We start from the raw sequence: 21,769 nt of genomic DNA on the forward strand, positions 1-21,769 counted from the left end.
CTAGCGCGGTTTCAGGATGAAATCCGCCACGGCGGGCGCGACTTCGGCGCCCAAAGGAATGGAGGCGTCGCCATAGGTCGCGGCGTTGCCGGCGCGGTCCATCGGGGCCAGGCGCAGGACGTGGTTGAGGCCGTCGAAGATCACGACCTCAGCCCTGGGTTGGGCCTTCGCCAGGCGCTCCGTATTGGATGGGGGCACCTGGATGTCGGTGGAGCCGTGACCGAGCAGGATCGGACGGTCGTAGTCAGCGATCAGCGCCTCGGGATCGACCACGAAGTAGGAGATCAGGTACGGCTGGACCGACGGGCGAAACAGGGCGGCCAGGGCGGGCGGCGTCTGGGCGACGGTGCGTCCCGCTTCCAGTTCGTCCAGAATGGCGAAGGCGTCGGCCTTCATGGCTTCGGGCAGGGCGGCCTCAAGCTGGCGGCGTACGGCGACGCCCGCGCGCTCACCGACCGGCGACAGCAGGACCAGGCCGCAGACCAGAGTGTTGTCGGCCGCCGCGGCCTGTCCGATCAGGGCGCCTTCGCTGTGTCCGATCAGCCAGACGCAAGGCTGGCCTGTCCGCTCCGCCGTCAACCGGGCCCAGGCCTTGGCGTCGTCGATCATGGTGTCGAAGGTCAGATTGGCCTCGTCCGTCGCCGCCGCCGTGCTGGCGGCGATACCGCGCTTGTCATAGCGTACGGTCGCCACGCCGCGCTCGGCCAGGCCTTCGGCCAGTTGGCGATAGACGCCGCCCGTCACGCCGATCGGACTGTTCCCATCGCGGTCGGTCGGGCCGGAGCCGGCGATGATGACGGCGGCGGCGCGTGTCTGATCTTCCGGTGTCAGCAGGGTTCCGTGCAGGGGAGCGGGCGTCGAGGCCAGTTCGACCGGCGTCGAAACCGGCGAGAGCAGCAGGGCGGCGGCGAGGGTCAGCATGCTTGTCTCCGTCTTGAGATCAGAAGGGTTGGCGGTCGGGATCGGCGCGCCACACGCGCCAGCTTTCGAACACGGACCAGAGGGCGGCGATCAGGACGCCGCCGATCAGCAGGCTGAAGCCCAGGGGCTGGGGCGCGACGGGGGCGGTGATCAGGCCGAGCACGCCCAGCCAGAAGAAGAGGCGGCCCGCCAGCCGGTTGGAGCGATCCCAGGCCAGGCGGCTCTTATAATTCCAGGGGGTGCGCAGGCCGACGATGGGATTGGGCGCGATCCGGCCCATGAAGGCGCCCATGACGGCGAACAGCAGGCTCATCAGGGCGCCGATCAGGGTCATCGACGGAGCCGCTTGTGACGCAGCGTGGCCCAGGATCGTCCAGACCATGAAGGCGCTGACGCCGCCAATGGCCAGCAGCGAGACGAATTGGCCGACCTCCAGCCCGCGCCGCCGGGCGGTGTCAGGCGTGCGCTTGGCGTACCAGCTCATCGGTCCGGCCGTGATCGCGGCCATGACGGCCATGAAGCCGATTACGCCGGCCAGTTCGTTGCGATCGCCCCAACGATCGGGCTGGCCGTGGATGTCGAAATGCATGGGCAGGGGCGTGGTCGGACCTGCGGTCAGAATCCAGACGGCGAGGGCGACGAGGCCTGCGACCGTCAAGGCGGTGAAGGCGTCCAGTACCGTGAAGCGGGTTCTCGTCATGTCGGCGTCTCCTTCTCGTCCGTTTCGCCTGTTCCGCTGAGGTTCATCAGGAAGGCCAGGGCCTCCTCGACCGCCGAAATCTCCAGCCGATAGCGGATCGACTGGCCGTCGCGCTCAGGGCTGACCAGACCGGCTTCCTTCAGCGCGTTGAGGTGGCCGGTGATGGTCGGCCAACTCATGTCAAAGGCGGCGGCGATGTCGCCGGACGCCAGCGGTCCCTTGCGCAGCATGGCGATGATGCGCCGTCGCACAGGATGGGACAGGGCCTTGAACAGGCTGTTCATAGGTAAAATCCTAATTAGGAAATTTCCTAAATGCAACCCTTGTTCTTTAAGGGGCGGCTGGCCTTGGCGGCGGGCGCGGCCTATGGCTGAGGTTGTTTCAGAATTTGCGAGTTGTTCTCATGGAAATCCGCGATCAGATCGTTCTCATCACCGGCGGGGCGCGCGGCGTGGGCGCTGCGGCGGCGCGAGCCTTTGCGGGGCAGGGCGCGCGGGTGGCGATCAACTGGCGCAGCAGCGGCGAGCGGGCCGAGGCGCTGGCGGCGGAACTGGGCGAGCGCGCCTTCGCCGTTCAGGCTGATGTGACGGACCGCGCGGCCGTGGACGCCATGGTGGCGAAGGTTCAGGGCCATTTCGGCGGGGCGGTCAGCACTGTGGTCAACAATGCGCTGGACTACAGCTTCAACGGCGACGCCCGCGCCCAGATGGCGGACATCCCGTGGGAAGATATGGAGCGTCAGTTCGCGACCGTGATCCGCGGCGCCCTGAACGTCATTCAGGCGACGGCGCCGGGCATGGGCGCGCAAGGCTTCGGCCGGGTGATCAACATCGGCACCAACCTGTTCCAGAACCCGGTCGTGCCCTATCACGACTACACCGCCGCCAAGGCCGCCCTGCTCAGCCTGACGCGGACGGCGGCGGGCGATCTGGGGCCGTCGGGGATCACCGTCAACATGATCTCGGGCGGGCTTCTGCGGACGACCGACGCCAGCGCCGCGACGCCAGAGGCGGTGTTCGACCTGATCGCCGGCATGACGCCGCTGCGGTCGGTGACGACGCCGGAAGAGTTCGCCGATGCGGCCCTCTTCTTCGCCTCGCCGTGGAGCCGAGCGGTGACGGGGCAGAATCTGGTGGTCGACGGCGGGCTGGTGCGGGATTAAGTCGGGCCGACAGTAAAGCCTCAGCCAGGACGGACATCATGAGCGGCGTCATTCTGATCACCGGAGCCACCTCGGGCATCGGCCGGGCGGCGGCGCGTCGTTTCGCGGGCGCGGGCTGGAAGGTCATCGCCACCGGCCGCCGTCAGGAGCGTCTGGACGAACTGGTCGCGGAGCTGGGCGCTGACCGGGTTCACGCCGCGCCTTTCGACATGCGGGACGAGGCCGCTATCGACGCGGCGCTGGACGCCTTGCCCGAAGGCTTCCGCGACATCGACGTGCTGATCAACAACGCCGGTCTGGCGCTGGGCACAGCCACCGCGCAGGAGGCGGACCTGGCCCAGTGGCGCCAGATGATCGACACCAACATCACCGGCCTGGTGACGCTGACGCATCGCCTGCTGCCGCGCCTGATCGCGCGCAAGGGGGCGATCCTGAACATCAGTTCGGTGGCGGCGACCTACCCGTACAAGGGCGGCAACGCCTATGGCGGGACCAAGGCCTTCGTGCGCCAGTTCTCGCTGGGGCTGCGCTCGGACCTGCACGGGACAGGGGTGCGCGTCACCTCCATCGAGCCGGGCATGGCCGAGACGGAGTTCACCCTGGTCCGCACCGGTGGCGACCAGGCGGCGTCCGACGCCCTCTACGGCGGGGCGGCGCCGATGACCGGCGAGGACATCGCCGAGACGCTGTTCTGGGTCGCGACCCTGCCGGCGCACCTGAACATCAACGCGCTGGAGCTGATGCCGGTCAGCCAGTCGTTCGCGGGCTTCCAGGTGGCGCGCGGCTGATCCCGACGGGGCCGGTCGCCAATCCGCCCCCTTTTCTCTATAGGGGCTGGCCATGAGCCAGCATCCGCCCCACCGGTTTTCCGTCGCCCCCATGATGGACTGGACCGACCGCAATTGTCGGGCGTTTCACCGCGCGCTGAGCACGCGCGCCCTGCTCTATACGGAGATGGTGACGGCCCCGGCGGTGATCCACGGCGACCGCGACCGCCTGCTGGGCTTTGATGCGGTCGAGCACCCGGTGGCGCTGCAACTGGGCGGGTCGGACCCGGCGCAGCTGGCCGAGGCGGCGAAGATCGGCGAGGCCTATGGCTATGGCGAGATCAATCTGAACGTCGGCTGCCCTTCGGATCGGGTGCAGTCGGGCAAGTTCGGCGCCTGCCTGATGCGCGAGCCTGAACTGGTGGCCGACTGCATGGCGGCGATCAAGGAGGCGGTCAGCGTCCCCGCCACCGTCAAATGCCGCATCGGCGTCGATGATCAGGATCCCGAGGTCAGCCTGTTCGCCACGGTCGACGCCTCGGCCGCCGTCGGCATCGGCAGCTTCATCATTCACGCGCGCAAGGCGTGGTTGAAAGGCCTGTCGCCCAAGGAGAACCGCGACGTGCCGCCGCTGGACTATGCGCTGGTGCGGCGGTTGAAGCGCGAGCGGCCGCATCTGTCCATCAGCATCAACGGCGGCATCGGCGATCTGGATCAGGCCGAGGCGCATCTGAGGGCCGACGACGGCGTGCAACTGGACGGCGTCATGCTGGGCCGCGCCGCCTATCATGAGCCCGCCCTGATGGGGCAGGTTGATCGGCGCATCTTCGGCGAGACGACGCCGGACGTGGATGTGTTCGAGGCGCTTGAGCGTTACCGACCCTACATGGCCGCGCGGCTGGACGAGGGCGCCAATCTGGCGAGCATGACCCGGCACATGCTGGGCCTGATGCACGGCCGGGCGGGGGCGCGCGCCTTCCGCCGCATCCTGACGGTCGAGGGCGTGAAGCCCGGCGCGGGGCTGGAGGTCGTCGATCGCGCGGTCGAAGCCGTGCGCGAGGCCGAGGCGCGCAAGGCGGCGTAGAGCGCTCGCCTCCGCTCATCTCGGCGAAGGGGCTGACGGCGCGACGGCGGGCGGCTAAGCCATGGCTCATGACCCTGCCCCTGTCTGAACTCGCCCTGATGCTCGCCGCCCTGGTCGGGGCGGGGGCGGTCGCGGGCGTGATCGGCGGCCTGTTCGGCGTCGGCGGCGGGACGGTGCTGGTGCCGGCGCTGTTCTACGCCTTCTCGGTGCTGGGCGTGGGCGGGGAGGGCAATCTGCACGTCGCCATCGGCACCTCGCTGCTGACCATCGTCGCCACCTCGCTGCGATCGCTGGCGACGCATCGGGCGCACGGGGCGGTGGACGAACAGGTACTGAAGACCTGGACGCCCTGGGTGGCGTTCGGGGGGCTGATCGGGGCGGCGGTCGCGGGCTTCACCTCCATGGAGGGGCTGGCGATCGTCTATGGCGTCTGCCTGCTGCTGATCGCGGCGCAGATGGGGCTGCTGCCCGAGCGATTCACCCTGCGAAAGGATCTGCCGACGGGCTGGGGGCGGCGCGGCGTGGGCACGGGCATCGGCCTGCTGTCGGCCATGATGGGCGTCGGCGGCGGCAGTTTCGGCGGCATGACCATGACCCTGTGCGGGCGGCCGATCCATCAGGCGGTGGCGACGGCCTCGGGCTTCGGTTTGGCCATCGGGTCTGCGGCGGCCCTGGGATTCGCGGTGTTCGGCTGGGACGCGCCGGGGCGGCCGCCGCTGTCGCTGGGCTACGTCAATGTGCCGGCGGCGGTGATCATGGGGTTGCTGACGGCATTGACGGCGCCTTATGGCGCGCGGCTGGCGCATCGGTTGGATCGGAAGATGCTGCGCCGGGCCTTTGCGGTCTATCTGCTGCTGACGGCCCTGTCGGTGGTGCTGAAGGCGCTGTGAGCGCGATTAAGTAGATGCCCGCAGGCGGGCGCTAACACTTTGTCGAACAAGCGCGGGCTAGGGAGCGAGGCTGAACCTCCCTCCCCGAGCCTTGAAGTCATGTTGCAGAACCTGTCGGTCCCCAAGAAGCTGATCTTGTCTTTCATGGCGGTGATCGCGGCGTGCGGGGCGGCGACCCTGATCGTCCTGTGGTGCGTGGCGTCCTTGCAGCGCGCCGATGCGGCGGACACGGCCTCGCGCGAGGTGATGAAGGCGTCGGACCGCCTGATGGCCGCCGCCGTCGAGCAGCAGAACGCCATGCGCGGCTATGTCGCCAGCCGCGACCCCGGCTTCATCGAAGCCTTCAATCAGGGCGGCGCGGACGTGAAGTCGCGGATGGCGGACCTGGCCGCGTCGGATGTCGACGGGGCCTACGCCGCCGAGCAGACGGCGCTGATCGCCGCCACCGCTGAATTCGAGAAGAGCGCCCAGGGGGTCATGGCCCTGGCCCGCGAGCCTGCGACGCATGAAGCCGCCCTGGCTCAACTGGCCTCTGCCGCGCGCCTGTCGGACATTCGACAGGCGGTGGGTTCGATCCAGAAGCAGGAAGTCGTGCTGGCCGAGGAGCGGGCCAAGGCCAAGGCCTTCGCCTTCACCGAGGCCTATGTCGCCTTCGCCGTAGGCGGGGTTCTGGCGCTGGGCATCGCCGTGGGCGCGGCCCTGTGGCTGATCGGGGCGCTGAGCCGTCCGGTCGAGGCCATGACCCGCGCCATGGGGCGTCTGGCGGGCGGCGATCTGAATGTGGCCATCCCCGCGATCGGCCGCCGCGACGAGATCGGCCGTATGGCCGACGCCGTCCTGACCTTCAAGCAGAACGCCGAGGAAAAGGTGCGTCTGGAGGCCGAGGCCGAGGCCGCGCGCCACGCCGCCGAAGCCGAACGCCAGGCCCAGGCCGAGCGCGACGCCGAGGCCGCCCGCCAGCAGGCCCGCGTGGTCGAGGGGGTGGCCAAGGGTCTGGACCGGCTGTCGCACGGCCAACTGGCCTTCCGCCTCAACGATCCGTTCGCGCCTGAGTATGAGGGGCTGCGCACCGACTTCAACGCGGCGATGGACAAGCTGCAGGGCGTGATGCGGGTGATCGTCGAGCGCGCCGCCGCCATCGGCGCCAGCGCCCGTGAGATTTCACAGGCGTCCGACGATCTGTCGCGCCGCACCGAACAGCAGGCCGCCAGCCTGGAAGAAACCGCCGCCGCCCTGGAGCAGATCACGGCCACCGTGGCCCGTTCGGCCGAGGGCGCGACGGAGGCGGGCGGCGTGGTGCGCGGCGCCCAGTCCGAGGCGGTGGACGGTCAGGCCGTGGTCGGCCGCGCCATCGCCGCCATGGGCGAGATCGAACGCTCTTCGTCCGAGATCGGCGCCATCATCGGGGTGATCGACGAGATCGCCTTCCAGACCAACCTGCTGGCGTTGAACGCGGGCGTCGAGGCGGCGCGCGCGGGCGACGCCGGTCGCGGCTTCGCCGTGGTGGCTTCGGAAGTGCGGGCGCTGGCGCAGCGCTCGGCCTCGGCGGCCAAGGAGATCAAGACCCTGATCACCGAGTCGGGCCGTCAGGTCGGCGCGGGCGTGGCCCTGGTCGGCGACACCGGCCATGCGCTGGAGCGGATCGCCGGTCAGATTCAGCGCCTGACCGTCATCGCCGAAGAGATTGCCGCCTCTTCGCACGAACAGTCCAGCGGCCTGCAGCAGGTCAACATCGCCGTGAACCAGATGGATCAGGTGACGCAGCAGAATGCGGCCATGGTTGAGGAATCGACCGCCGCCAGCCACGCCCTGGCCTCCGACGCGATCGAGCTGGATCGCATGATGGGTCAGTTCGCCTTGGACGATGTGCGCGACCTGGACGCGCGCGGACGGATGGACGCCCTGGCGCGGGCCGTGGCTTAAGCGTCAAATTCTCCCTCCCATGAAGGGGAGGGAGACGCGCGCGCTTTCCGCGCTTACGCCGCCGCCTTCAGCGTCACCGCGTCCAGGGCTTGGGTCAGGTCGGCCAGGATGTCGTCCTGATGCTCCAGCCCGACCGACAGGCGCAGCAGGCCGTCGGTGATGCCGGCCGTCACGCGGGCCTCGGGCGTCATGGCGGCGTGGGTCATGGTGGCCGGGTGGGCGACCAGGCTTTCGACCCCGCCCAGGGATTCCGCCAGGGTGAAGACCTCCAGCCGTTCGATCACCTGGCGCACCGCGTCGGTCCCGCCGTTCAGTTCGAAGCTGAGCATGGCGCCCGGCCCCGACTGTTGCCGCGCCGCCAGGTCGTGGCCGGGATGGCTGGTCAGGCCCGGATAGTGGACGGCTTTGACCGCCGGGTGCAGCTCCAGCACCGCCGCGACCAGGCCGGCCGTCGCCTGCTGGCGCTCGATGCGGGTGAACAGGGTCCGCAGGCCGCGCAGGGTCTGATAGGCGTCGAACGGCGAGCCGGTGACGCCCAGGCAGTTGGCCCACCAGGCCAGCTTTTCATGATCGGCCGGATCGGCCGCGACCACGGCGCCGCCGACCACGTCGGAATGGCCGTTGATGTATTTGGTGGTCGAGTGGACCACGATGTCGGCGCCCAGCTCCAACGGCCGTTGCAGGGCCGGCGACAGGAAGGTGTTGTCGCACACCACCTTGGCCCCCACGGCATGGGCGCGGCGACAGACGTCAGCGATGTCGGTGACGCGCAGCAGGGGGTTGGACGGGGTCTCGACCAGCACCAGCTTGCACCCGTCGGCCAGGGCGGCGTCCAGGGCGGGGCCGTCGTTCTGATCGACGAAGGCGACGCGGAAGTGACCCTTCTTGGCGCGGGCGCACAGCAGACGGTGCGTACCGCCGTAACAGTCATGCGGCGCGATCAACAGGTCGTCCGGCTCCAGCAGGCTGAGCGGCAGGTCGACCGCGGCCATGCCGGTGGCGGTGATGACGGCGCCGGCGCCGCCTTCCAGCTCGGCCAGGGTCTCGGCCAGGACGTCGCGGGTCGGATTGCCCGAGCGCGAATAGTCGTATTTGCGCGGCTGGCCGAAGGCGGCGAAGGAATAGTTGGACGACAGATACAGCGCCGGCATGACCGCGCCGTGGGCCGTGTCCGTATCGACGCCCGAGCGGGCGGCGATGGTGCGGGGATCGGCGTGACGGGCGCGGCTCATTGGTCGATGTCCTTCAGTACGGAGGTGAGGATGTCGGCGACCAGCCTGTCTTCCTTCAGGAAGGCGTCGTGGCCGTAGACGGAGGGGTGTTGTTCAAAGCGCCAGAGGTTGGGCAGACGATCGGCCAGCTCTCTCATGTCGTCGATGGGGCAGAGGCGGTCGGTGGTGAAGCCGACCAGGGTGACGGGGGCGCTGATCGCCTCGGGCTCGACGCGATGGCGGTCGATGGAGTCCGACAGGGTCAGCCAGCGCGAAGGCGTGGTGCGGTCGCGATAGGCCCGGCCGCGCGCCTGCAGATAGTCGCACACCGGATAGGCCTGGCCCGCGTGGCTGGGAGCCTCGGAATCGAAGCGGTCGCCGAACTCTTCCTGGGTGCGGTAGGTGGTCATGGCCAGTTCGCGCGCCAGACCGACGGCCTGATCGATGCGGCCGGTCTCAAGACCCAGTTGCAGGATGCGGCGCTGGATGCCGCGCCAGGCCGTGGCCAGCGGATGCGGGCGATGGGCGGCGGAAACCACCACCAGCTGCTCGGCCCAGTCGGGGAACAACTCGCCGAAGGCCAGGGCGATCATGCCGCCGTAGGAACAGCCGATGAAGGCGGCGACCTTGTCCACGCCCAGATGGTCCAGCAGCAGGGCCAGAAGCCGCGCCTGATCCTGGGTCGTGATGGTCAGCGGGGTCTTGGCGTCCTTGACGCCTTCGCCGAATTCAGGCGCGAAATCAAAGGCCAGGACGCGGAAGCGGGTCAGGTCGATCGGGGCGCGCACGCCGACGGCGCCGGACCACCAGCCCAGCCCCTTCGTCTCGGTGCGGTGGACGTAACGGTCGGCGGAAATGCCGCCTGCGACCACGATCAGGGGGGCGTTAGCCTTGCCGTGCAGGCGGCCGAGGACCCGCTTCTGGGTCAGGGTTCCGCCGAAATCCAGTTCGAAGCCGTCGGGGATCGCAACCTCGACGTCATGGGCGCCGTCGCGCTGAAGCAGTTCCGACGGACGGCGCGCGGCCTTCACGCCGATCTGGGCGCCGCCCTTGGGCGCAGGCGCAGCGGCGGAGGCCTTACAGGAAGGCTCTTCGGTGGTTTCGGTGGAAATCAGGGCCAGGGTCATCGCATCACTCAAAGGTTCGGCTCACCGGCGAAACCCATGCGTGACAGACCTGTGGCGCGCCGCCTTATCGACGCTCCACCCATCTCTCGCGGTCCTTTCAGGCAAGCCCGAAGAACCCCGCAGGAGTTGGCACCGTTTCGGGCGGAACCCGATGGTTGCCCCGGCGTCAAAGGGCCTAATCCCTCAGCCGGTCTTGATGAGTGAGCTTACGGTGCGGTTGCGAAGAGCGCCGGTCAAGCGAAAAATTTCACCCCATTTTTGCGCATGTGGTTCATGTGAGTGGCGAAAACGGCGTCCTGAGACGATGTTGCGAAAAATTCTTTCGAGACGGGGTTGACGCGGCGCGGCGCCCTGGCTCACCCTAAGGCACGATTTTCAACCGGACGCCGCCTGTGCCTTACCGCCTCGCCAGCATGAAGACGACCGCGATCGCCGCCTCGGCGACGGGCCTCTTCGCGTCCATGATTACGACCACCGGTACCACCACCATGCCCTTGCGGGCGGGGACCGGATGATGCGCGCCGTCTAGGCGAGAAAACGCAGAAAACCGATCACCCGCCCGGACCCCCGGGCGGGTTTTTTATTGGCCCGAACCCACCTCCGACCTCTCCCGAAATCCTCCCAGATCCAGCCTTCAGGAAACGCCCATGTCCGCCTCTCTCGCCCTCGTCGCCGATCAGTTGAAACCGGTCGCAGCCCTCGCCCCCGCCGCCGATGTGGTGGTGCTGAAGTTCGGTTCGTCGGTCCTGCGCGACGCCGCCCAGGCCCCCGCCGTCGCCAGCGAAATCTACGGCCACGTCCGCGCCGGCCGGAAGGTGGTGGCCGTGGTCTCGGCCCTGGCCGGACAGACGGATCAGCTGCTGGCCGACGCCCGCAGCCTGGGCCTGGATCACGAGAACGAGCTGCTGCCCGCCTATGTCGTGCTGGGCGAGGAAAAGGCCGCCGCCCTGGTCGCCGTCGCCTGCGACCGGGTGGGGCTGGACGCCATCGGCCTGTCGGTGCGCGAACTGGGCATCGTCGCCGAAGGCCCGGCCCAGCACGCCCGCCCCGTGTCGCTGAAGGGCGAGCGTCTGCATCAGGCCCTGGCCGAGCATGAGGTGGTGGTGGTTCCGGGCTTCGGCGCGGTGCGTTCGAACGGCCGCGTGGCCCTGCTGGGCCGCGGCGGATCGGACCTGACGGCGGTGGTTCTGGCCGCTGAACTGGGCCTGAAGCGCGTGCGTCTGGTGAAGGACGTCGACGGCCTCTACGACCGCGATCCGGCCTGCGAGACGGGCACGCCGCTGCGCTATCGCCGCGCCAGCTGGGACACGGCGCGCCAGGTCGGCGGCGCCCTGGTCCAGCATGACGCCATCGACCTGGCCGAGGCGCGCGGCGTCGATATCGAGGTCGCCGCGCTTGGGCGCGCTGAAGGCACGATCGTCGGCGAACGCGGGGCTCCTCCCGGCCCGGTGCAGGCGGCTGAACCGCTGAAGGTCGCCGTGGCCGGCTGCGGCGTGGTCGGCGGCGGTCTGCTCAGCCGCCTGCTGCCGGACGACCGCTTTGAAGTGGTCGGCGTCCTGGTGCGCAACCCGTTGAAAAAGCGCGACGTATCGGCGCCCGCCGAACTGTTCACCAATGACGTCGAAGCCCTGCTGGCCAAGAAGCCGGACCTGGTGCTGGAGGCCCTGTCCGAGGGCGAGGCGGGTCATGCCCTGATCCGCCGCGCGCTGGAGGCGGGCTGCGACGTGGTCAGCGCCAATAAACAGGCCGTGGCCCGCGATCCCAAGGGGCTTCAGGCCCTGGCCGACGCCAACGGCTGTCGCGTCGCCTGGTCGGCCTCGGTCGGCGGCGGCTCGCCGATGATCGAGACGTTGCGCGCCGCCCGCGCCGCCGGTCCGGTGGCCGGTTTCGAGGCGGTGCTGAACGGCACGGTCAACTTCATGCTGCAACGTCTGGGCGAGGGGGCGACCTTCTCCGACGCCCTGGCCGACGCCCGCGCCGCCGGCTTCGCCGAGGAAGACCCCGCGTCCGATCTGGAGGGTTTCGACGCCGCGGCCAAGGTCAAGCTGTTGTCGTTCGAGGCCTTCGGCCGCTCGCCCGACGACCTGCCGCGCGATGTCCTGGCCGCCGAGACGCCGCTGGGCGAGGCGCCGGTGCGCCAGATCGGCGCCTGCTTCGAGCGTGACGGCGCCCTGGACGCCTCGGTGCGGCTTGACGGCGAACTGGAAGACGCGCTCTTCCTGTCGCTGAACGGAGAGCGCAACGCCTTGAAGGTCTATGGTCAGGACGGCCGAGTGTGGACGTGCAAAGGGCGCGGCGCCGGGCGCTGGGCCACGACCGAGAGCGTGCTGGCCGATGTCGCCGACGTCATGCGCGCCCGCCGCGCCGCTGCGGAGCTTGTCTAGTCATGGCCGTTTTCACGCCCGTCACGCCGCAACAGGCCGACGACTATCTCATGCGCTACCCTCTCGGCGGGTTGGTCGAACTGACCCCGATCGCCGAGGGGGTCGAGAACACCAACTATCGCCTGGTCACGGAGCAGGGCGCCTATGTCCTGACCCTGTTCGAGGGGCGGACCGAGGCCTCGGCCCTGCCGTTCTGCCTCGGCCTGACAGGGCGGCTGGCGGCGCAGGGCTTCCCGACGCCTGCGCCGGTGGCGGACCTGCACGGCCAAATGATCGGCCGCCTGAACGACCGCGCCGCCGCCATCGTCGAATGGACGCCCGGCGCCTGGAAGCGCCAGCCGACGGACAAGGATCAGTATCGCGCCGGTCAGGTGCTGGCGCTGCTGCATCTGGATGCGGCCGACTATGACGGCGTGCGCGAGAATCCGGTCGGGCCGCGCGCCTGGGCGAACCTGGCCGCACGTTGCGATACGGTCGCTGTGGGCGAGGATCGCCGGATGCTGGAGCAGATGCAGCGCCTGCTGCCGGACCTAGCCCGGCCGTGGAGCGATCCCGCCTTGCCGCGCGGGCCGATCCACGCCGATTACTTCCCCGATAACGTCCTGTTCGCGACGAACGAGCATGGGGCGACGGATGTGGGGGGCGTGATCGACTTCTATTTCGCCTGCGTCGACGTGCTGGCCTATGACCTGGCCATCGCGCTCAGCGCCTGGGGGTTCGACGCCGAGGGGCGGCCCATGCCGTCGGCTCTGCGCGCCTTCCAGAAGGGCTATGAGTCGGTGCGACCCCTGTCGGGCGCCGAGCGCAAGGCCCTGCCGGAACTCGGTGCGGCGGCGGTGGTGCGCTTCACCCTGACGCGCCTGCATGACCGGCTGTTCCATGACCCGGCCAATCTGGTCACGCCCAAGGATCCGACGCCCTTCTTCCGGCGACTGGACTACTGGAAGGCGGCGGAGCCGGCCTGAACGCCGTCCATGTCGTAGAGGGCTAGGGCTACGCCTAATAGGACCAGTGCGCCGCCGATGACGATATCGGCCTTTCGTCGGTGTTGCAGCACCCGGCGGCGTACTTCGGCCTGGGACAGGAAGACGGCGACTGCACCGAACCAGATCAGGTGGGACAGGGAGATCACGGCGCCGTAGCCCAGTTTCACGAACGAAGATGCGTCGGCGCCTCCGACCTGGGCGTACAGGCTGATGATGAAGATCGCGGTCTTGGGGTTGAGCGCATTGGTCAGCAGCCCGCGGCCGAAGGCGCGCCCTCCCTCGACCGAAGGGGTTTCGCTGGCAGCGGGAGCAGGCGGCGTGGGGGTCTTCAGCGCCATTCCGGCTCCCATGTAGATCAGGTATGCGGCACCGATCAGGCGCACGACATCCAGAAGATTGGGAAACGCACGCGACAGCAGCGCCAGTCCGAACGCCGCATAGGTTATGTGCAGCCAGCAGGCCGCAGCCACCCCCGTTGCGACCATCAGCCCGGCGCGGCGTCCTTCGATTGCGCTGGTTCGCGACACCATCGCGAAGTCGGCGCCGGGGCTGATTACGGCCAGCCAGACCACGCCGAGGACCATGAAGAACTGACTCATCGCGTGCCGCTCAAAGGTTGAAGACGAGGCTTTTGTCGCCCGGCGTAACGGCTTTGAAAAACGAAACTATTTCGTTTATATATGTGAAAATTACTCACTCATGGAAATCGGCATGACCGCCCGAATGCCTTCACTCAATGCACTTCGCGCGTTCGAAGCTGCGGCGCGCAGCGGTAGCCTGGTGGCTGCGGCGGCAGAGCTGAACGTGACGCATGGCGCAGTGTCCAAACAGGTTCAGTCTTTGGAGCGCGATCTCGACACTGTGTTGTTCGAGCGTCGCAATCGGGGCGTCCACCTGACCCGCAAGGGGGAGTGGCTGGCCGAACGGCTGGGCGGCGCCTTTGCGGGCCTGGATCAGATCATGGTGGGATTTCGCGGCCTTGAGGCGACGCCGGCTCCGCTGACCATTTCCTGCGAGCCGACGCTCAGCTTGCGCCTATTGATCCCGGCTATGGCCGATCTGGAGCGGGAAACGGGGTTGCAGGTGCGCATTTTGGCGGCCGGCGGCGCTATAGATTTTCATAATAATAACATTGATGTAGCGGTTAGACGAAATGACTTTCCCTTACCGTCCGGCGTCAGGGCGACGTTGCTGGCGCCTGAAATGATGGGGCCGGTTTTGTCGCCATCTCTGTCTGGGCGAGAGAAGAGGGATGTACCGCGCCTGCACAGCCGCACCCGGCCGCACGCCTGGCGGAATTGGAGCGCCGGTCGTGACGGAGGTTTCGATGGGCCAGGCATCGAGTATGAGCACTTCTACTTGGCCCTGCAGGCTGCGGAGGCGGGGCAGGGGGCGGCGCTGGCCTCGGTCCATATGACGCGGGGCGAAGTGCAGGCGGGTCGCCTGCTCGCGCCTGAGGGTTTTAAGCCCGACGGCACGGCCTATGTCGCCTTGCGCTCCGAAGACTCACGCGATGAGCGTATCGACCGTTTCATCGTTTGGATGCAGGCTCGGATGACCGTCAATCTAAACGAAAATGTCACCCAAGAAATCGCCTAGCAGCCTGCGCGGCGATTAGCCCGCTTCAGCAAACCCCTTCACCGCCGCCAGGGCCGCTTCGGGCGTGTTCTCGATCACCGTCAGCCGCTCGGGGCGGTCGCCCAAGGCGCGGATGACGGGGGCCGGTTCCGGTTCTACGCCGATGACGCTCGAGACGAAGGCGCCGAACTTGGACGGGTGGGCGGTGGACAGGGCGACGATCGGCGCACCGTTGCGGTCTAGGCGGCGCGCCGCGGCCAGGGCGACCGCCGTATGCGGGCAGACGATACGGCCCCAGGCGGCGTGGGCGTGGGCGATCTCGGCCTTGGTCGTCGTCTCGCCGACCGAGACGGCTGAGACCTCGGCGCGCAGCGCGGCCAGTAGGTCGGCGGGTAGGGTCACGGAGCCCTCGCGCGCAAAGGTCTCGAACACGGCGCGGGTCGCCTCGGCGTCGCGGCCGGCGGCTTCATAGACCAGACGTTCGAAGTTAGACGGCGCCTGAACGTCCATCGAGACGCTACCGCTCTCGACCGCCGGGCGGCGGGCGTAGACGCCGTCGTTGATGGCGCGGGCCAGGGCGTCGTTCTGGTTGACGGCGGCGACGAAACCGGCGGCGGGCAGGCCCATCTTCCTGGCGGCGATCCCGGCGAAGGCGTCGCCGAAATTGCCGGTCGGCACCACGAAGGTCGCCGCCTGGCCCAGTTGGGCCGTGGCTGAGACATAGTAGGGAATTTGGCCCGCCAGACGGCCCCAGTTGATCGAGTTGACCGAGGACAGGCGGCCTTGTTCGCGTAAGCGTTCCTCGGCCAGCAGCCCCTTCACCAGACGCTGGCAGTCGTCGAAGTCGCCGCGCACGGCCAGGTTCAGGACGTTGTCGGCCTCGACCGTCGTCATCTGCTTGCGCTGCACCGGCGAGACCCGGTCCAGCGGGTGCAGGACGATCAGTTTGATGCGCGCGGCGCCCGCAAAGGCGCGCACGGCGGCGGCGCCGGTGTCGCCGCTGGTTGCGGTCAGCAGGGTCAGGGTCTCGCCCGTCGCGGCCAGGGCCTCGTCCGACAGGGCGGCGACCAGCTGCATGGCCAGATCCTTGAACGCCGCCGTGGGGCCGTGGAACAGTTCGAGCACGAACAGTCCGGGCTCCAGCTCGACCAGAGGCGTCACCAGCGGATGGTCGAAGCCCTTGGTCAGGCGGTCCAGGGCGCGGTCCAGCGCGCCCGCAGGCAGGGCGTCGCCGATGAAGGGCGCCATCGCCGCCTTGGCGATCTCGGCGTAGCCGCGGCCGGGACGGGTGGCGTCGGCGGGCAGGGGAGGCCAGGCCTGCGGCATGTAGAGGCCGCCGTCCGGCGCTATGCCGCGCAGCAGGGCGTCGCTGAAGCGAGTCGGAGCGGCGTCGCCGCGCGTCGAGAGGTAACGATCAGGGGAGACTGGCATGACGGGTTGTTTCTAGCCGTGATCTACGATTTCGTCATGAATATTTTGCGCGTGCGAACGGAATTGTTGCAATACGGCGCAACAACCTGGCTCAACCGGCGCCAAGGCGGCGGCCGGCGCGCGGAGATGGGAAAGGGGGCTGGCGCCGCGCCGCCGGCCGGTTCATGTCAGGCGGATGAACCGCCGTTCCCTTCTCATCCGTGCCGGAGCGATTGCCGCCGCCGTCGGCGGCGGCCTGTGGCTGAAGGACCATGTGCTGTGGCGGCGACCCAGCGTGACGTTCGGCGCCGATGGGACCAGCGGCTGGCTGCCTTTCGTCGCGCCACGGACCCTGTTGCCGACGGTGCGCGTTCGGCTGGCGGGGCGGGAGCTGACCGCCCTGATCGACAGCGGGGCGCAGTATTCGGTGATCGACCGGCGGCTGGTGACGGAGCTGGGGCTGGACGACCTCTTCGACATGCCGTTGATCGCCTATGGCGTGGACGGGCGCGCCCAGATGGGGCGGGGCGTGACGCTGGATCTCGCCGTTGGGACGGCGCGCGTGGGGCGTCTGCGTGCGGGCATTCTGGACCTGGGGCCGTTGGGGGGCGACGAGGGCCTCGGCGCGCCGCTGATCCTGGGGCAGGATCTGTTGATGGAGGCGGTGCTGGAGATGGACTTGCGTCGACGGCGGTTGCGGCTGTTCGTCGAGGCCCAGGCGGGGCTGACGCCCGCTTATCGGTCCTTGCCCGTTCGACGTTCGGGCACGGCTCTGATCGCCGAGGTCGTGGTCGAGGGCGCGCCGGTCAAGGCGGTGGTGGACACCGGTTCGTCCTCGCTTCTGGCGCTTAGCGACGTGGCGGCGCAGGCATCGGGTCTGTTGGACGGACGGCCTGAACAATCGGGGTCCAGCGTCGTTCTGGGCGGAGTGGCCAGAACGCGGATGATCCGGGCGCAAAGCGTGGCGCTGGGCGACGAGGCGTGGCGCAATGTGGCGACCGCTGTCTACGCCAGCCGGGCGCTGCCGAACTATCCTGAAGCGCTGCTGGGCATGGAGGCTTTCGCCGATCGCGACGTTATTTTGGATTTGGGCGACGGACGGCTGCACCTCGCACCGTTGATGGATGTGACCATTGTTTAGTCTTGTTGATTTCCCAATGGTCGAATCCATTTTATCCGCAGCCTGAACGAGGATAAGCGGCCCGTATGACCGCCTTACCGCCCAGCATCACATCGGTGTCGTCCAGTCAGCGGCTGGAGAGCCTGGATCTCCTGCGCGGGTTCGCCCTGTGCGGCATCCTGCTGGTCAACATCATGATGATGGGCGGGCTTTGGGGACAGTATCATCCGGACTTGCCGCCGACCCTGGCCAATCCTGACTGGTCGGCGTGGATCATCCAGCACCTGTTCGCGCAGGGCTCGATGCGGGGCCTGTTCACCCTGTTGTTCGGGGCGGGGATGCTGCTGATCACCCTGCGCGGCGAAGACGGACGCGGGACGATCCAGGCGGCCGATGTCTATTTCCGCCGCTGCATGGCCTTGTTGGCGCTGGGCGTGTTCAACGCCACCGTTCTGCTGTTTCCGGGGGACATTCTCTATGTCTACGGCCTGTCAGGGTTTCTGTTGTTCGTTTTTCGGGCAGCCCGGCCGCGCACGCTGATCGCTCTGTCAGCCGCCCTGCTTCTGCTGCTGACCGTCGAATCGGCCGTGGTTGGGGCGTATCAGGCGATGGAGGCGCGACGCGGCGCCGAACTGGCGACCCAGGTCGAGGCCGGTGCTGTCCTATCGGCCGAGGACGCAGAGGCGATGAAGGTCCATGTGCGCGCGCAGGAGGCGCAGACCCTGACGCCTGAGACCATCGCCGAAGAAACCGCCACGCGCACGGGGGGCGTCGTCGGTCTGCTGAAGTGGAGCGTGCGGACCTGGCTGGACTATGCGGCGTCCAGCTACACCATCACCCTGGTCATTGAATCGGTCGCCTTCATGTTGCTGGGCATGGCGCTGTTCAAGCTGGGGGTGTTGGGCGGGGCGCGGTCGCTCGGCTTCTATCTGGCGCTGGCCGGGGGCGGTTACGCCCTGGGTCTGGCGGTGAACGGCGCCCAGGCCGTGATGCTGTGGACCAGCCAGTTCTCGTCCGAATCCTGGACGGCTCAGACCAGCTATGAACTGGGTCGCTGCGCCATGACCCTGGGGCACGTCGGTCTGCTGCTGTCGCTGTGGAAGATGAACGCGCTCGGCGTCGTGGGGCGCGCCCTAAGGAATCTGGGGCGCATGGCCCTGACCAACTACCTGGGTCAGTCGGCGATCGCGGGCCTGCTGTTCTATGGCCTTGACCTGTGGGGCAGGCTGGACTGGTGGGGCCTGTGGGGCGTGGCGGCGGGAATCTGGGTGTTCCAGATGGCTTTCAGCGCTCTGTGGCTGCAGGTCTTCAGCATGGGGCCGCTGGAATGGGCGTTGCGCTGGTTCGCCTATGGACGGCCTTCGCCCCTGAAACGCACGAAGGCCGCCTGATCCATCAGGTCTAGAGCTGGGCGAAGGTGTCGCAGGCGGCCGGGTCGCCCGTCTGATAGCCGCGTTGCAGCCACTCGACCCGCTGGGCTGACGAGCCGTGGGTGAAGCTTTCGGGCGAGACGCGGCCGCCGCCGCGACGCTGCAGGGCGTCGTCGCCGATGGCCTGGGCGGTCTTCATGCCCTCCTCCAGATCGCCCGGCTCCAGCGCCACCTGGCCGTTCGACACGGCGGCGGCGTTGCTGGCCCAGACCCCGGCGTAGCAGTCGGCCTGAAGCTCCAGCGCGACGGAATAGCGGTTGCCCTCGGCCTGTGAGCGCGCCGATTGCTGGGCGCGCTGCACCTGCTGGCTGGCGCCGGTCAGGGTCTGGACGTGGTGGCCGAACTCATGGGCGATGACATAGGCCTTGGCGAAGTCCGCGCCGGACGCGCCCAGCTTGCTTTCCATCTCGCGCCAGAAGCTCAGGTCCAGATAGACCTTCTGATCGGCTGGGCAGTAAAAGGGGCCCATCGCCGCCTGGCCGTAGCCGCAGCCGGTCTGGGTGCCCTGCGTATAAAGCACGGTGGTCGGCGGGGTGTAGCCGCGCAGCTTGGTCTTCCACACGTCGTTGATGTTGGAGCCGATGACTTCGACGAATTGGCCGTCCTGATCCTCGGGCGAGCCCATCTGGCCCTGCTGCTCGGCCTGGCCGGCGCCGCCGAACTGGCTGGCCAGCTGCTGGGTGGTGTTCGGGTCGATGCCGAAGACGAAATAGCCGATGGCCGCCAGCACCAGCACGCCGATGCCGCCGCCCGCGACCGCGCCGCCGCCCATGCCGCGCCGGTCTTCAACCCCGCCGCCGCGCCGTCCGCCCTGCCAACGCATCTGTCGCTCTCCGCTTTCGTCGTCTGGTCCGAAGCTAGGCTGAAACGCAGGGGCAGGTGAAGAGATGCAAATGTAACGCTGTGGTCAGTGCGGCGAACGGCTCAGCCAGGCGTCGATCTCCGTCACGCCGGGCGCGGTCTGGTCGAGCGGCGGCGTCAGGGTCGCCGGCGCGGGCAGGGCTGTCGGGCGCGGCGCATAGGCCATCGCAGGCGGCGTCGCCGGGAGCGGCGACCGCGCGGCTTCAAGCCGCTGCAATGTCTGACTGGTCTGCAGCCTCATGCGGGCGGCCTCGGCCTCACGCTGGTCGGCCTGTAGGCGCAGACGCTCCATGGCCTGGGCGTGCTGCTCGGCGCGGGCGATGTGGGGATCGTAGCCCGCCGGAGGAGGGCCGGGCCAGCCGGGCCAGGTCTGGGCGCTCGCCGCCAGGGGCGCGGCGTAGAACAGCAGGGTCAGGGCGAACAGGCGCGTCATGCCCATACAGATGGGTGTGTTACGCCTCGCCGCCAAGCGAGGCTTTTCGCGCTTCAGATCGCGAAGCTGACGCCGCAGCCGCAGCTGGAAGAGGCGTTGGGATTGCGGATCACGAACTGGGCGCCCGCCAGTTCATCGACGAAGGCGATCTCGGAATCCTTCAGGAAGGGGATGGAGACCGGGTCGATCACCACGGCCTGCCCGTCGCGGCGCACCACCAGATCGTCCGCCTCGGGACCGTCGACCAGTTCGAAGCGATACTGGAAGCCCGAGCAGCCGCCGCCGTCGACGGCGACGCGCAGCAGGACCGGCTTGCCTTCCGCCTCGGACAGCTTGGCCAGGCGGCGCGCGCCGCTTTCGGCCAGGGTGATGCCCTCGGGCGACCGGGTTGCGACCGACAGCGACAGGTCGCGGGCTGATTCTGTGGATTGGACGGTGCTCACGGCCCTCTATATGAGGGGCCGACAGGCGTTCGCAAAGGCCTGTCGCCATCACGAAGTCCTGCCGCCTTGAGCCAGACCCGCGCCCCCTACGCCGAAAACCCCGCCGCCAGCCGCGGCCGCCATGTTTTCGAGCCCGCCAGCCGCACCCGCACCGCCTTCGCCCGCGACCGCGACCGCATCATCCACGCCACCGCCTTCCGCCGCCTGAAGGAGAAGACGCAGGTCTTCGTGGCGCATGAGGGCGACCACTATCGCACCCGGCTGACGCACAGTCTGGAGGTGGCGCAGATCGCCCGCTCTCTGGCCCACGCCCTGCGGCTGGACGACGATCTGGCCGAGACGGTCGCCCTGGCCCACGACCTGGGCCACCCGCCGTTCAGCCACGCGGGCGAGGACGAACTGCACGAACAGATGAAGGCGTTCGGCGGCTTCGATCACAACGTCCAGAGCTTCCGCGTCGTGACCGAGCTGGAGACCCGCTATCCCGGCTTTCCCGGCCTGAACCTCAGCTGGGAGACGGTCGAGGGCGTGGTCAAGCACAACGGCCCGGTGGCGCACCAACTGACGGACCCGGCGTGGAAGGCGGTCGCCGCCTATGCGCCGGGCGGGGCGGCCGACTGGGACTTGCGTCTGGGCACCTTCGCCTCGCTGGAGGCCCAGTGCGCGGCCATCGCCGACGACATCGCCTACAACAACCACGACGTGGACGACGGGGTGCAGGCGGGGCTGTTCAGCCTGTCCGATCTGGCCGATGTGCCGCTGATCGGACGCTGTATCGCCAGCGCGCGCGCCGACTGGCCCGACATCGACGAGCGGATGCTGCGGCTTGAAGCCGTGCGCCGCATGATCGGCGTCATGGTCGATGACGTTCTGGCCGAGACCGAGGCCCGTCTGGCCAAGCACCGCATCGAGACGGCCGAGGACGTCCGCATGGCGCCCGAGACCCTGGTGCAGTTCTCCAGCGGCATGATGGCGGAACTGGCGGTGCTGCGCCGCTTCCTGTTCGAGCGGATGTATCGCCACTACCGCGTCAACCGGACCCGCAGTCAGGCGCGACGGGTGCTGGCCCAGCTGTTCCAGCTGTTCATGGCCGAGCCGGAGGTGATGCCGCCGGAATGGCAGGCCTCGGCCCTGACCGACGACCGGGACGCGCGGGCGCGGGCGGTGTGCGACTACATCGCCGGTATGACAGATCGTTACGCTATCGAGGTCCACAGGAAGCTGTTCAGCCTCGACCTCGCCCTCGATCTGTGATTCGAGAAGGGCTTCACGGCGCGTTAGACTGAGCGCCGACGCGCGCCGATTCGCGCGCGTGTCCCACGACCATCAAGGCGCGACC

21 protein-coding genes and 1 riboswitch are annotated in these 21,769 nt (G+C 68.6%); of the genes, 11 read left to right on the forward strand and 10 right to left on the reverse strand.

The window, feature by feature from the left end; genetic code table 11:
• Genes EGK63_RS03395 through EGK63_RS03405 form a run of 3 tightly spaced genes read right to left on the reverse strand, consistent with a single transcriptional unit; the run spans position 1 to position 1,905 of the window.
• Positions 1–921, reverse strand: coding sequence for an alpha/beta hydrolase (locus tag EGK63_RS03395; protein WP_125899933.1), 921 nt, complete (start codon positions 919–921; stop codon positions 1–3).
• Positions 922–940: 19 nt separating this feature from the next.
• The gene (locus tag EGK63_RS03400) at positions 941–1,621 is read right to left on the reverse strand and encodes an SdpI family protein (RefSeq protein WP_125899934.1); all 681 of its coding nucleotides are present in this window, start codon (positions 1,619–1,621) and stop codon (positions 941–943) included.
• Positions 1,618–1,905 (reverse strand): metalloregulator ArsR/SmtB family transcription factor, encoded by a 288-nt coding sequence (locus tag EGK63_RS03405; RefSeq protein ID WP_125899935.1) that lies wholly within the window; start codon positions 1,903–1,905, stop codon positions 1,618–1,620. Before EGK63_RS03405 ends, EGK63_RS03400 begins: the two co-directional genes overlap by 4 nt.
• 119 nt (positions 1,906–2,024) lie before the next feature.
• Here EGK63_RS03405 and EGK63_RS03410 point away from each other — a divergent pair, with 119 nt between their 5' ends.
• The 5 genes from EGK63_RS03410 (at position 2,025) to EGK63_RS03430 (ending at position 7,447) form a co-directional block, all read left to right on the forward strand.
• Complete coding sequence (locus EGK63_RS03410) at positions 2,025–2,783, forward strand: 3-oxoacyl-ACP reductase (protein WP_125899936.1); 759 nt, start codon at positions 2,025–2,027, stop codon at positions 2,781–2,783.
• Positions 2,784–2,821: 38 nt separating this feature from the next.
• A complete protein-coding gene (locus EGK63_RS03415) occupies positions 2,822–3,571 on the forward strand; it encodes an SDR family NAD(P)-dependent oxidoreductase (RefSeq protein ID WP_125899937.1) in 750 nt (249 codons plus the stop codon).
• Between the two features lie 52 nt (positions 3,572–3,623).
• Positions 3,624–4,634, forward strand: a complete 1,011-nt coding sequence (gene dusA, locus EGK63_RS03420; protein ID WP_125899938.1) for a tRNA dihydrouridine(20/20a) synthase DusA — start codon at positions 3,624–3,626, stop codon at positions 4,632–4,634.
• A gap of 68 nt (positions 4,635–4,702) precedes the next feature.
• Positions 4,703–5,524, forward strand: a complete 822-nt coding sequence (locus EGK63_RS03425; protein ID WP_125899939.1) for a sulfite exporter TauE/SafE family protein — start codon at positions 4,703–4,705, stop codon at positions 5,522–5,524.
• Between the two features lie 99 nt (positions 5,525–5,623).
• The gene (locus EGK63_RS03430) at positions 5,624–7,447 is read left to right on the forward strand and encodes a methyl-accepting chemotaxis protein (protein ID WP_125899940.1); all 1,824 of its coding nucleotides are present in this window, start codon (positions 5,624–5,626) and stop codon (positions 7,445–7,447) included.
• Between the two features lie 53 nt (positions 7,448–7,500).
• Here EGK63_RS03430 and metB read toward each other — a convergent pair whose 3' ends face one another.
• Positions 7,501–8,679 carry a cystathionine gamma-synthase gene (gene metB, locus EGK63_RS03435; protein ID WP_125899941.1) on the reverse strand — a complete coding sequence of 393 codons (1,179 nt, stop codon included), beginning with the start codon at positions 8,677–8,679 and terminating at the stop codon, positions 7,501–7,503.
• Positions 8,676–9,785 (reverse strand): homoserine O-succinyltransferase, encoded by a 1,110-nt coding sequence (locus EGK63_RS03440; protein WP_125899942.1) that lies wholly within the window; start codon positions 9,783–9,785, stop codon positions 8,676–8,678. The genes metB and EGK63_RS03440 overlap by 4 nt, the downstream gene beginning before the upstream one ends.
• Before the next feature lie 76 nt (positions 9,786–9,861).
• Positions 9,862–9,988: riboswitch (SAM riboswitch) on the reverse strand.
• A gap of 444 nt (positions 9,989–10,432) precedes the next feature.
• Between EGK63_RS03440 and EGK63_RS03445 the strand changes: the two genes are divergently transcribed.
• Both EGK63_RS03445 and EGK63_RS03450 read left to right on the forward strand, forming a co-directional pair.
• Entirely contained in the window at positions 10,433–12,169 is a 1,737-nt protein-coding gene (locus EGK63_RS03445; protein WP_125899943.1) for a homoserine dehydrogenase, read from the forward strand.
• 2 nt (positions 12,170–12,171) lie between these two features.
• Entirely contained in the window at positions 12,172–13,134 is a 963-nt protein-coding gene (locus tag EGK63_RS03450) for a homoserine kinase (protein ID WP_125899944.1), read from the forward strand.
• Here the strand turns inward: EGK63_RS03450 and EGK63_RS03455 are convergent.
• Positions 13,107–13,754 (reverse strand): LysE family translocator, encoded by a 648-nt coding sequence (locus EGK63_RS03455; protein ID WP_125899945.1) that lies wholly within the window; start codon positions 13,752–13,754, stop codon positions 13,107–13,109. The two genes, EGK63_RS03450 and EGK63_RS03455, sit on opposite strands and share 28 nt — an antisense overlap.
• A gap of 112 nt (positions 13,755–13,866) precedes the next feature.
• On the opposite strand from EGK63_RS03455, the gene EGK63_RS03460 reads away from it, so the two are divergent.
• On the forward strand, positions 13,867–14,754 hold the full coding sequence (locus EGK63_RS03460; RefSeq protein ID WP_125900110.1) for a LysR family transcriptional regulator: 888 nt from the start codon (positions 13,867–13,869) through the stop codon (positions 14,752–14,754).
• 15 nt (positions 14,755–14,769) lie between these two features.
• Here the strand turns inward: EGK63_RS03460 and thrC are convergent, their stop codons facing one another.
• Positions 14,770–16,164 carry a threonine synthase gene (thrC, locus tag EGK63_RS03465; RefSeq protein WP_125899946.1) on the reverse strand — a complete coding sequence of 465 codons (1,395 nt, stop codon included), beginning with the start codon at positions 16,162–16,164 and terminating at the stop codon, positions 14,770–14,772.
• A gap of 175 nt (positions 16,165–16,339) precedes the next feature.
• On the opposite strand from thrC, the gene EGK63_RS03470 reads away from it, so the two are divergent.
• Together EGK63_RS03470 and EGK63_RS03475 are read left to right on the forward strand one after the other, a co-directional pair.
• A complete protein-coding gene (locus tag EGK63_RS03470; RefSeq protein ID WP_125899947.1) occupies positions 16,340–17,284 on the forward strand; it encodes an aspartyl protease family protein in 945 nt (314 codons plus the stop codon).
• A gap of 65 nt (positions 17,285–17,349) precedes the next feature.
• Complete coding sequence (locus EGK63_RS03475; RefSeq protein ID WP_125899948.1) at positions 17,350–18,654, forward strand: DUF418 domain-containing protein; 1,305 nt, start codon at positions 17,350–17,352, stop codon at positions 18,652–18,654.
• A gap of 10 nt (positions 18,655–18,664) precedes the next feature.
• Here the strand turns inward: EGK63_RS03475 and EGK63_RS03480 are convergent, their stop codons facing one another.
• From EGK63_RS03480 to EGK63_RS03490, 3 genes are all read right to left on the reverse strand, one after another.
• Positions 18,665–19,516: a neutral zinc metallopeptidase gene (locus EGK63_RS03480; protein ID WP_125899949.1), complete on the reverse strand. Its 852-nt coding sequence runs from the start codon at positions 19,514–19,516 to the stop codon at positions 18,665–18,667.
• Between the two features lie 84 nt (positions 19,517–19,600).
• Positions 19,601–19,987, reverse strand: coding sequence for a hypothetical protein (locus EGK63_RS03485; protein ID WP_243637554.1), 387 nt, complete (start codon positions 19,985–19,987; stop codon positions 19,601–19,603).
• A gap of 53 nt (positions 19,988–20,040) precedes the next feature.
• Complete coding sequence (locus EGK63_RS03490; RefSeq protein WP_165906529.1) at positions 20,041–20,388, reverse strand: iron-sulfur cluster assembly accessory protein; 348 nt, start codon at positions 20,386–20,388, stop codon at positions 20,041–20,043.
• Positions 20,389–20,496: 108 nt separating this feature from the next.
• Between EGK63_RS03490 and EGK63_RS03495 the strand changes: the two genes are divergently transcribed.
• Positions 20,497–21,684 carry a deoxyguanosinetriphosphate triphosphohydrolase gene (locus EGK63_RS03495; protein ID WP_125899952.1) on the forward strand — a complete coding sequence of 396 codons (1,188 nt, stop codon included), beginning with the start codon at positions 20,497–20,499 and terminating at the stop codon, positions 21,682–21,684.
• Positions 21,685–21,769: the final 85 nt, after the last annotated feature.

The organism is Brevundimonas sp. 357, assembly GCF_003938605.1.
Taxonomy (GTDB): Bacteria; Pseudomonadota; Alphaproteobacteria; order Caulobacterales; family Caulobacteraceae; genus Brevundimonas.

Excerpts from the sequence above, each read along its gene's own strand:
- EGK63_RS03395 (WP_125899933.1), bottom strand. The coding sequence starts at position 921 with ATGCTGACCCTCGCCGCCGCCCTGCTGCTCTCGCCGGTTTCGACGCCG.
- EGK63_RS03400 (WP_125899934.1), bottom strand. The coding sequence starts at position 1,621 with ATGACGAGAACCCGCTTCACGGTACTGGACGCCTTCACCGCCTTGACG.
- EGK63_RS03405 (WP_125899935.1), bottom strand. The coding sequence starts at position 1,905 with ATGAACAGCCTGTTCAAGGCCCTGTCCCATCCTGTGCGACGGCGCATC.
- EGK63_RS03410 (WP_125899936.1), top strand. The coding sequence starts at position 2,025 with ATGGAAATCCGCGATCAGATCGTTCTCATCACCGGCGGGGCGCGCGGC.
- EGK63_RS03415 (WP_125899937.1), top strand. The coding sequence starts at position 2,822 with ATGAGCGGCGTCATTCTGATCACCGGAGCCACCTCGGGCATCGGCCGG.
- dusA (WP_125899938.1), top strand. The coding sequence starts at position 3,624 with ATGAGCCAGCATCCGCCCCACCGGTTTTCCGTCGCCCCCATGATGGAC.
- EGK63_RS03425 (WP_125899939.1), top strand. The coding sequence starts at position 4,703 with ATGACCCTGCCCCTGTCTGAACTCGCCCTGATGCTCGCCGCCCTGGTC.
- EGK63_RS03430 (WP_125899940.1), top strand. The coding sequence starts at position 5,624 with ATGTTGCAGAACCTGTCGGTCCCCAAGAAGCTGATCTTGTCTTTCATG.
- metB (WP_125899941.1), bottom strand. The coding sequence starts at position 8,679 with ATGAGCCGCGCCCGTCACGCCGATCCCCGCACCATCGCCGCCCGCTCG.
- EGK63_RS03440 (WP_125899942.1), bottom strand. The coding sequence starts at position 9,785 with ATGACCCTGGCCCTGATTTCCACCGAAACCACCGAAGAGCCTTCCTGT.
- EGK63_RS03445 (WP_125899943.1), top strand. The coding sequence starts at position 10,433 with ATGTCCGCCTCTCTCGCCCTCGTCGCCGATCAGTTGAAACCGGTCGCA.
- EGK63_RS03450 (WP_125899944.1), top strand. The coding sequence starts at position 12,172 with ATGGCCGTTTTCACGCCCGTCACGCCGCAACAGGCCGACGACTATCTC.
- EGK63_RS03455 (WP_125899945.1), bottom strand. The coding sequence starts at position 13,754 with ATGAGTCAGTTCTTCATGGTCCTCGGCGTGGTCTGGCTGGCCGTAATC.
- EGK63_RS03460 (WP_125900110.1), top strand. The coding sequence starts at position 13,867 with ATGACCGCCCGAATGCCTTCACTCAATGCACTTCGCGCGTTCGAAGCT.
- thrC (WP_125899946.1), bottom strand. The coding sequence starts at position 16,164 with ATGCCAGTCTCCCCTGATCGTTACCTCTCGACGCGCGGCGACGCCGCT.
- EGK63_RS03470 (WP_125899947.1), top strand. The coding sequence starts at position 16,340 with ATGAACCGCCGTTCCCTTCTCATCCGTGCCGGAGCGATTGCCGCCGCC.
- EGK63_RS03475 (WP_125899948.1), top strand. The coding sequence starts at position 17,350 with ATGACCGCCTTACCGCCCAGCATCACATCGGTGTCGTCCAGTCAGCGG.
- EGK63_RS03480 (WP_125899949.1), bottom strand. The coding sequence starts at position 19,516 with ATGCGTTGGCAGGGCGGACGGCGCGGCGGCGGGGTTGAAGACCGGCGC.
- EGK63_RS03485 (WP_243637554.1), bottom strand. The coding sequence starts at position 19,987 with ATGACGCGCCTGTTCGCCCTGACCCTGCTGTTCTACGCCGCGCCCCTG.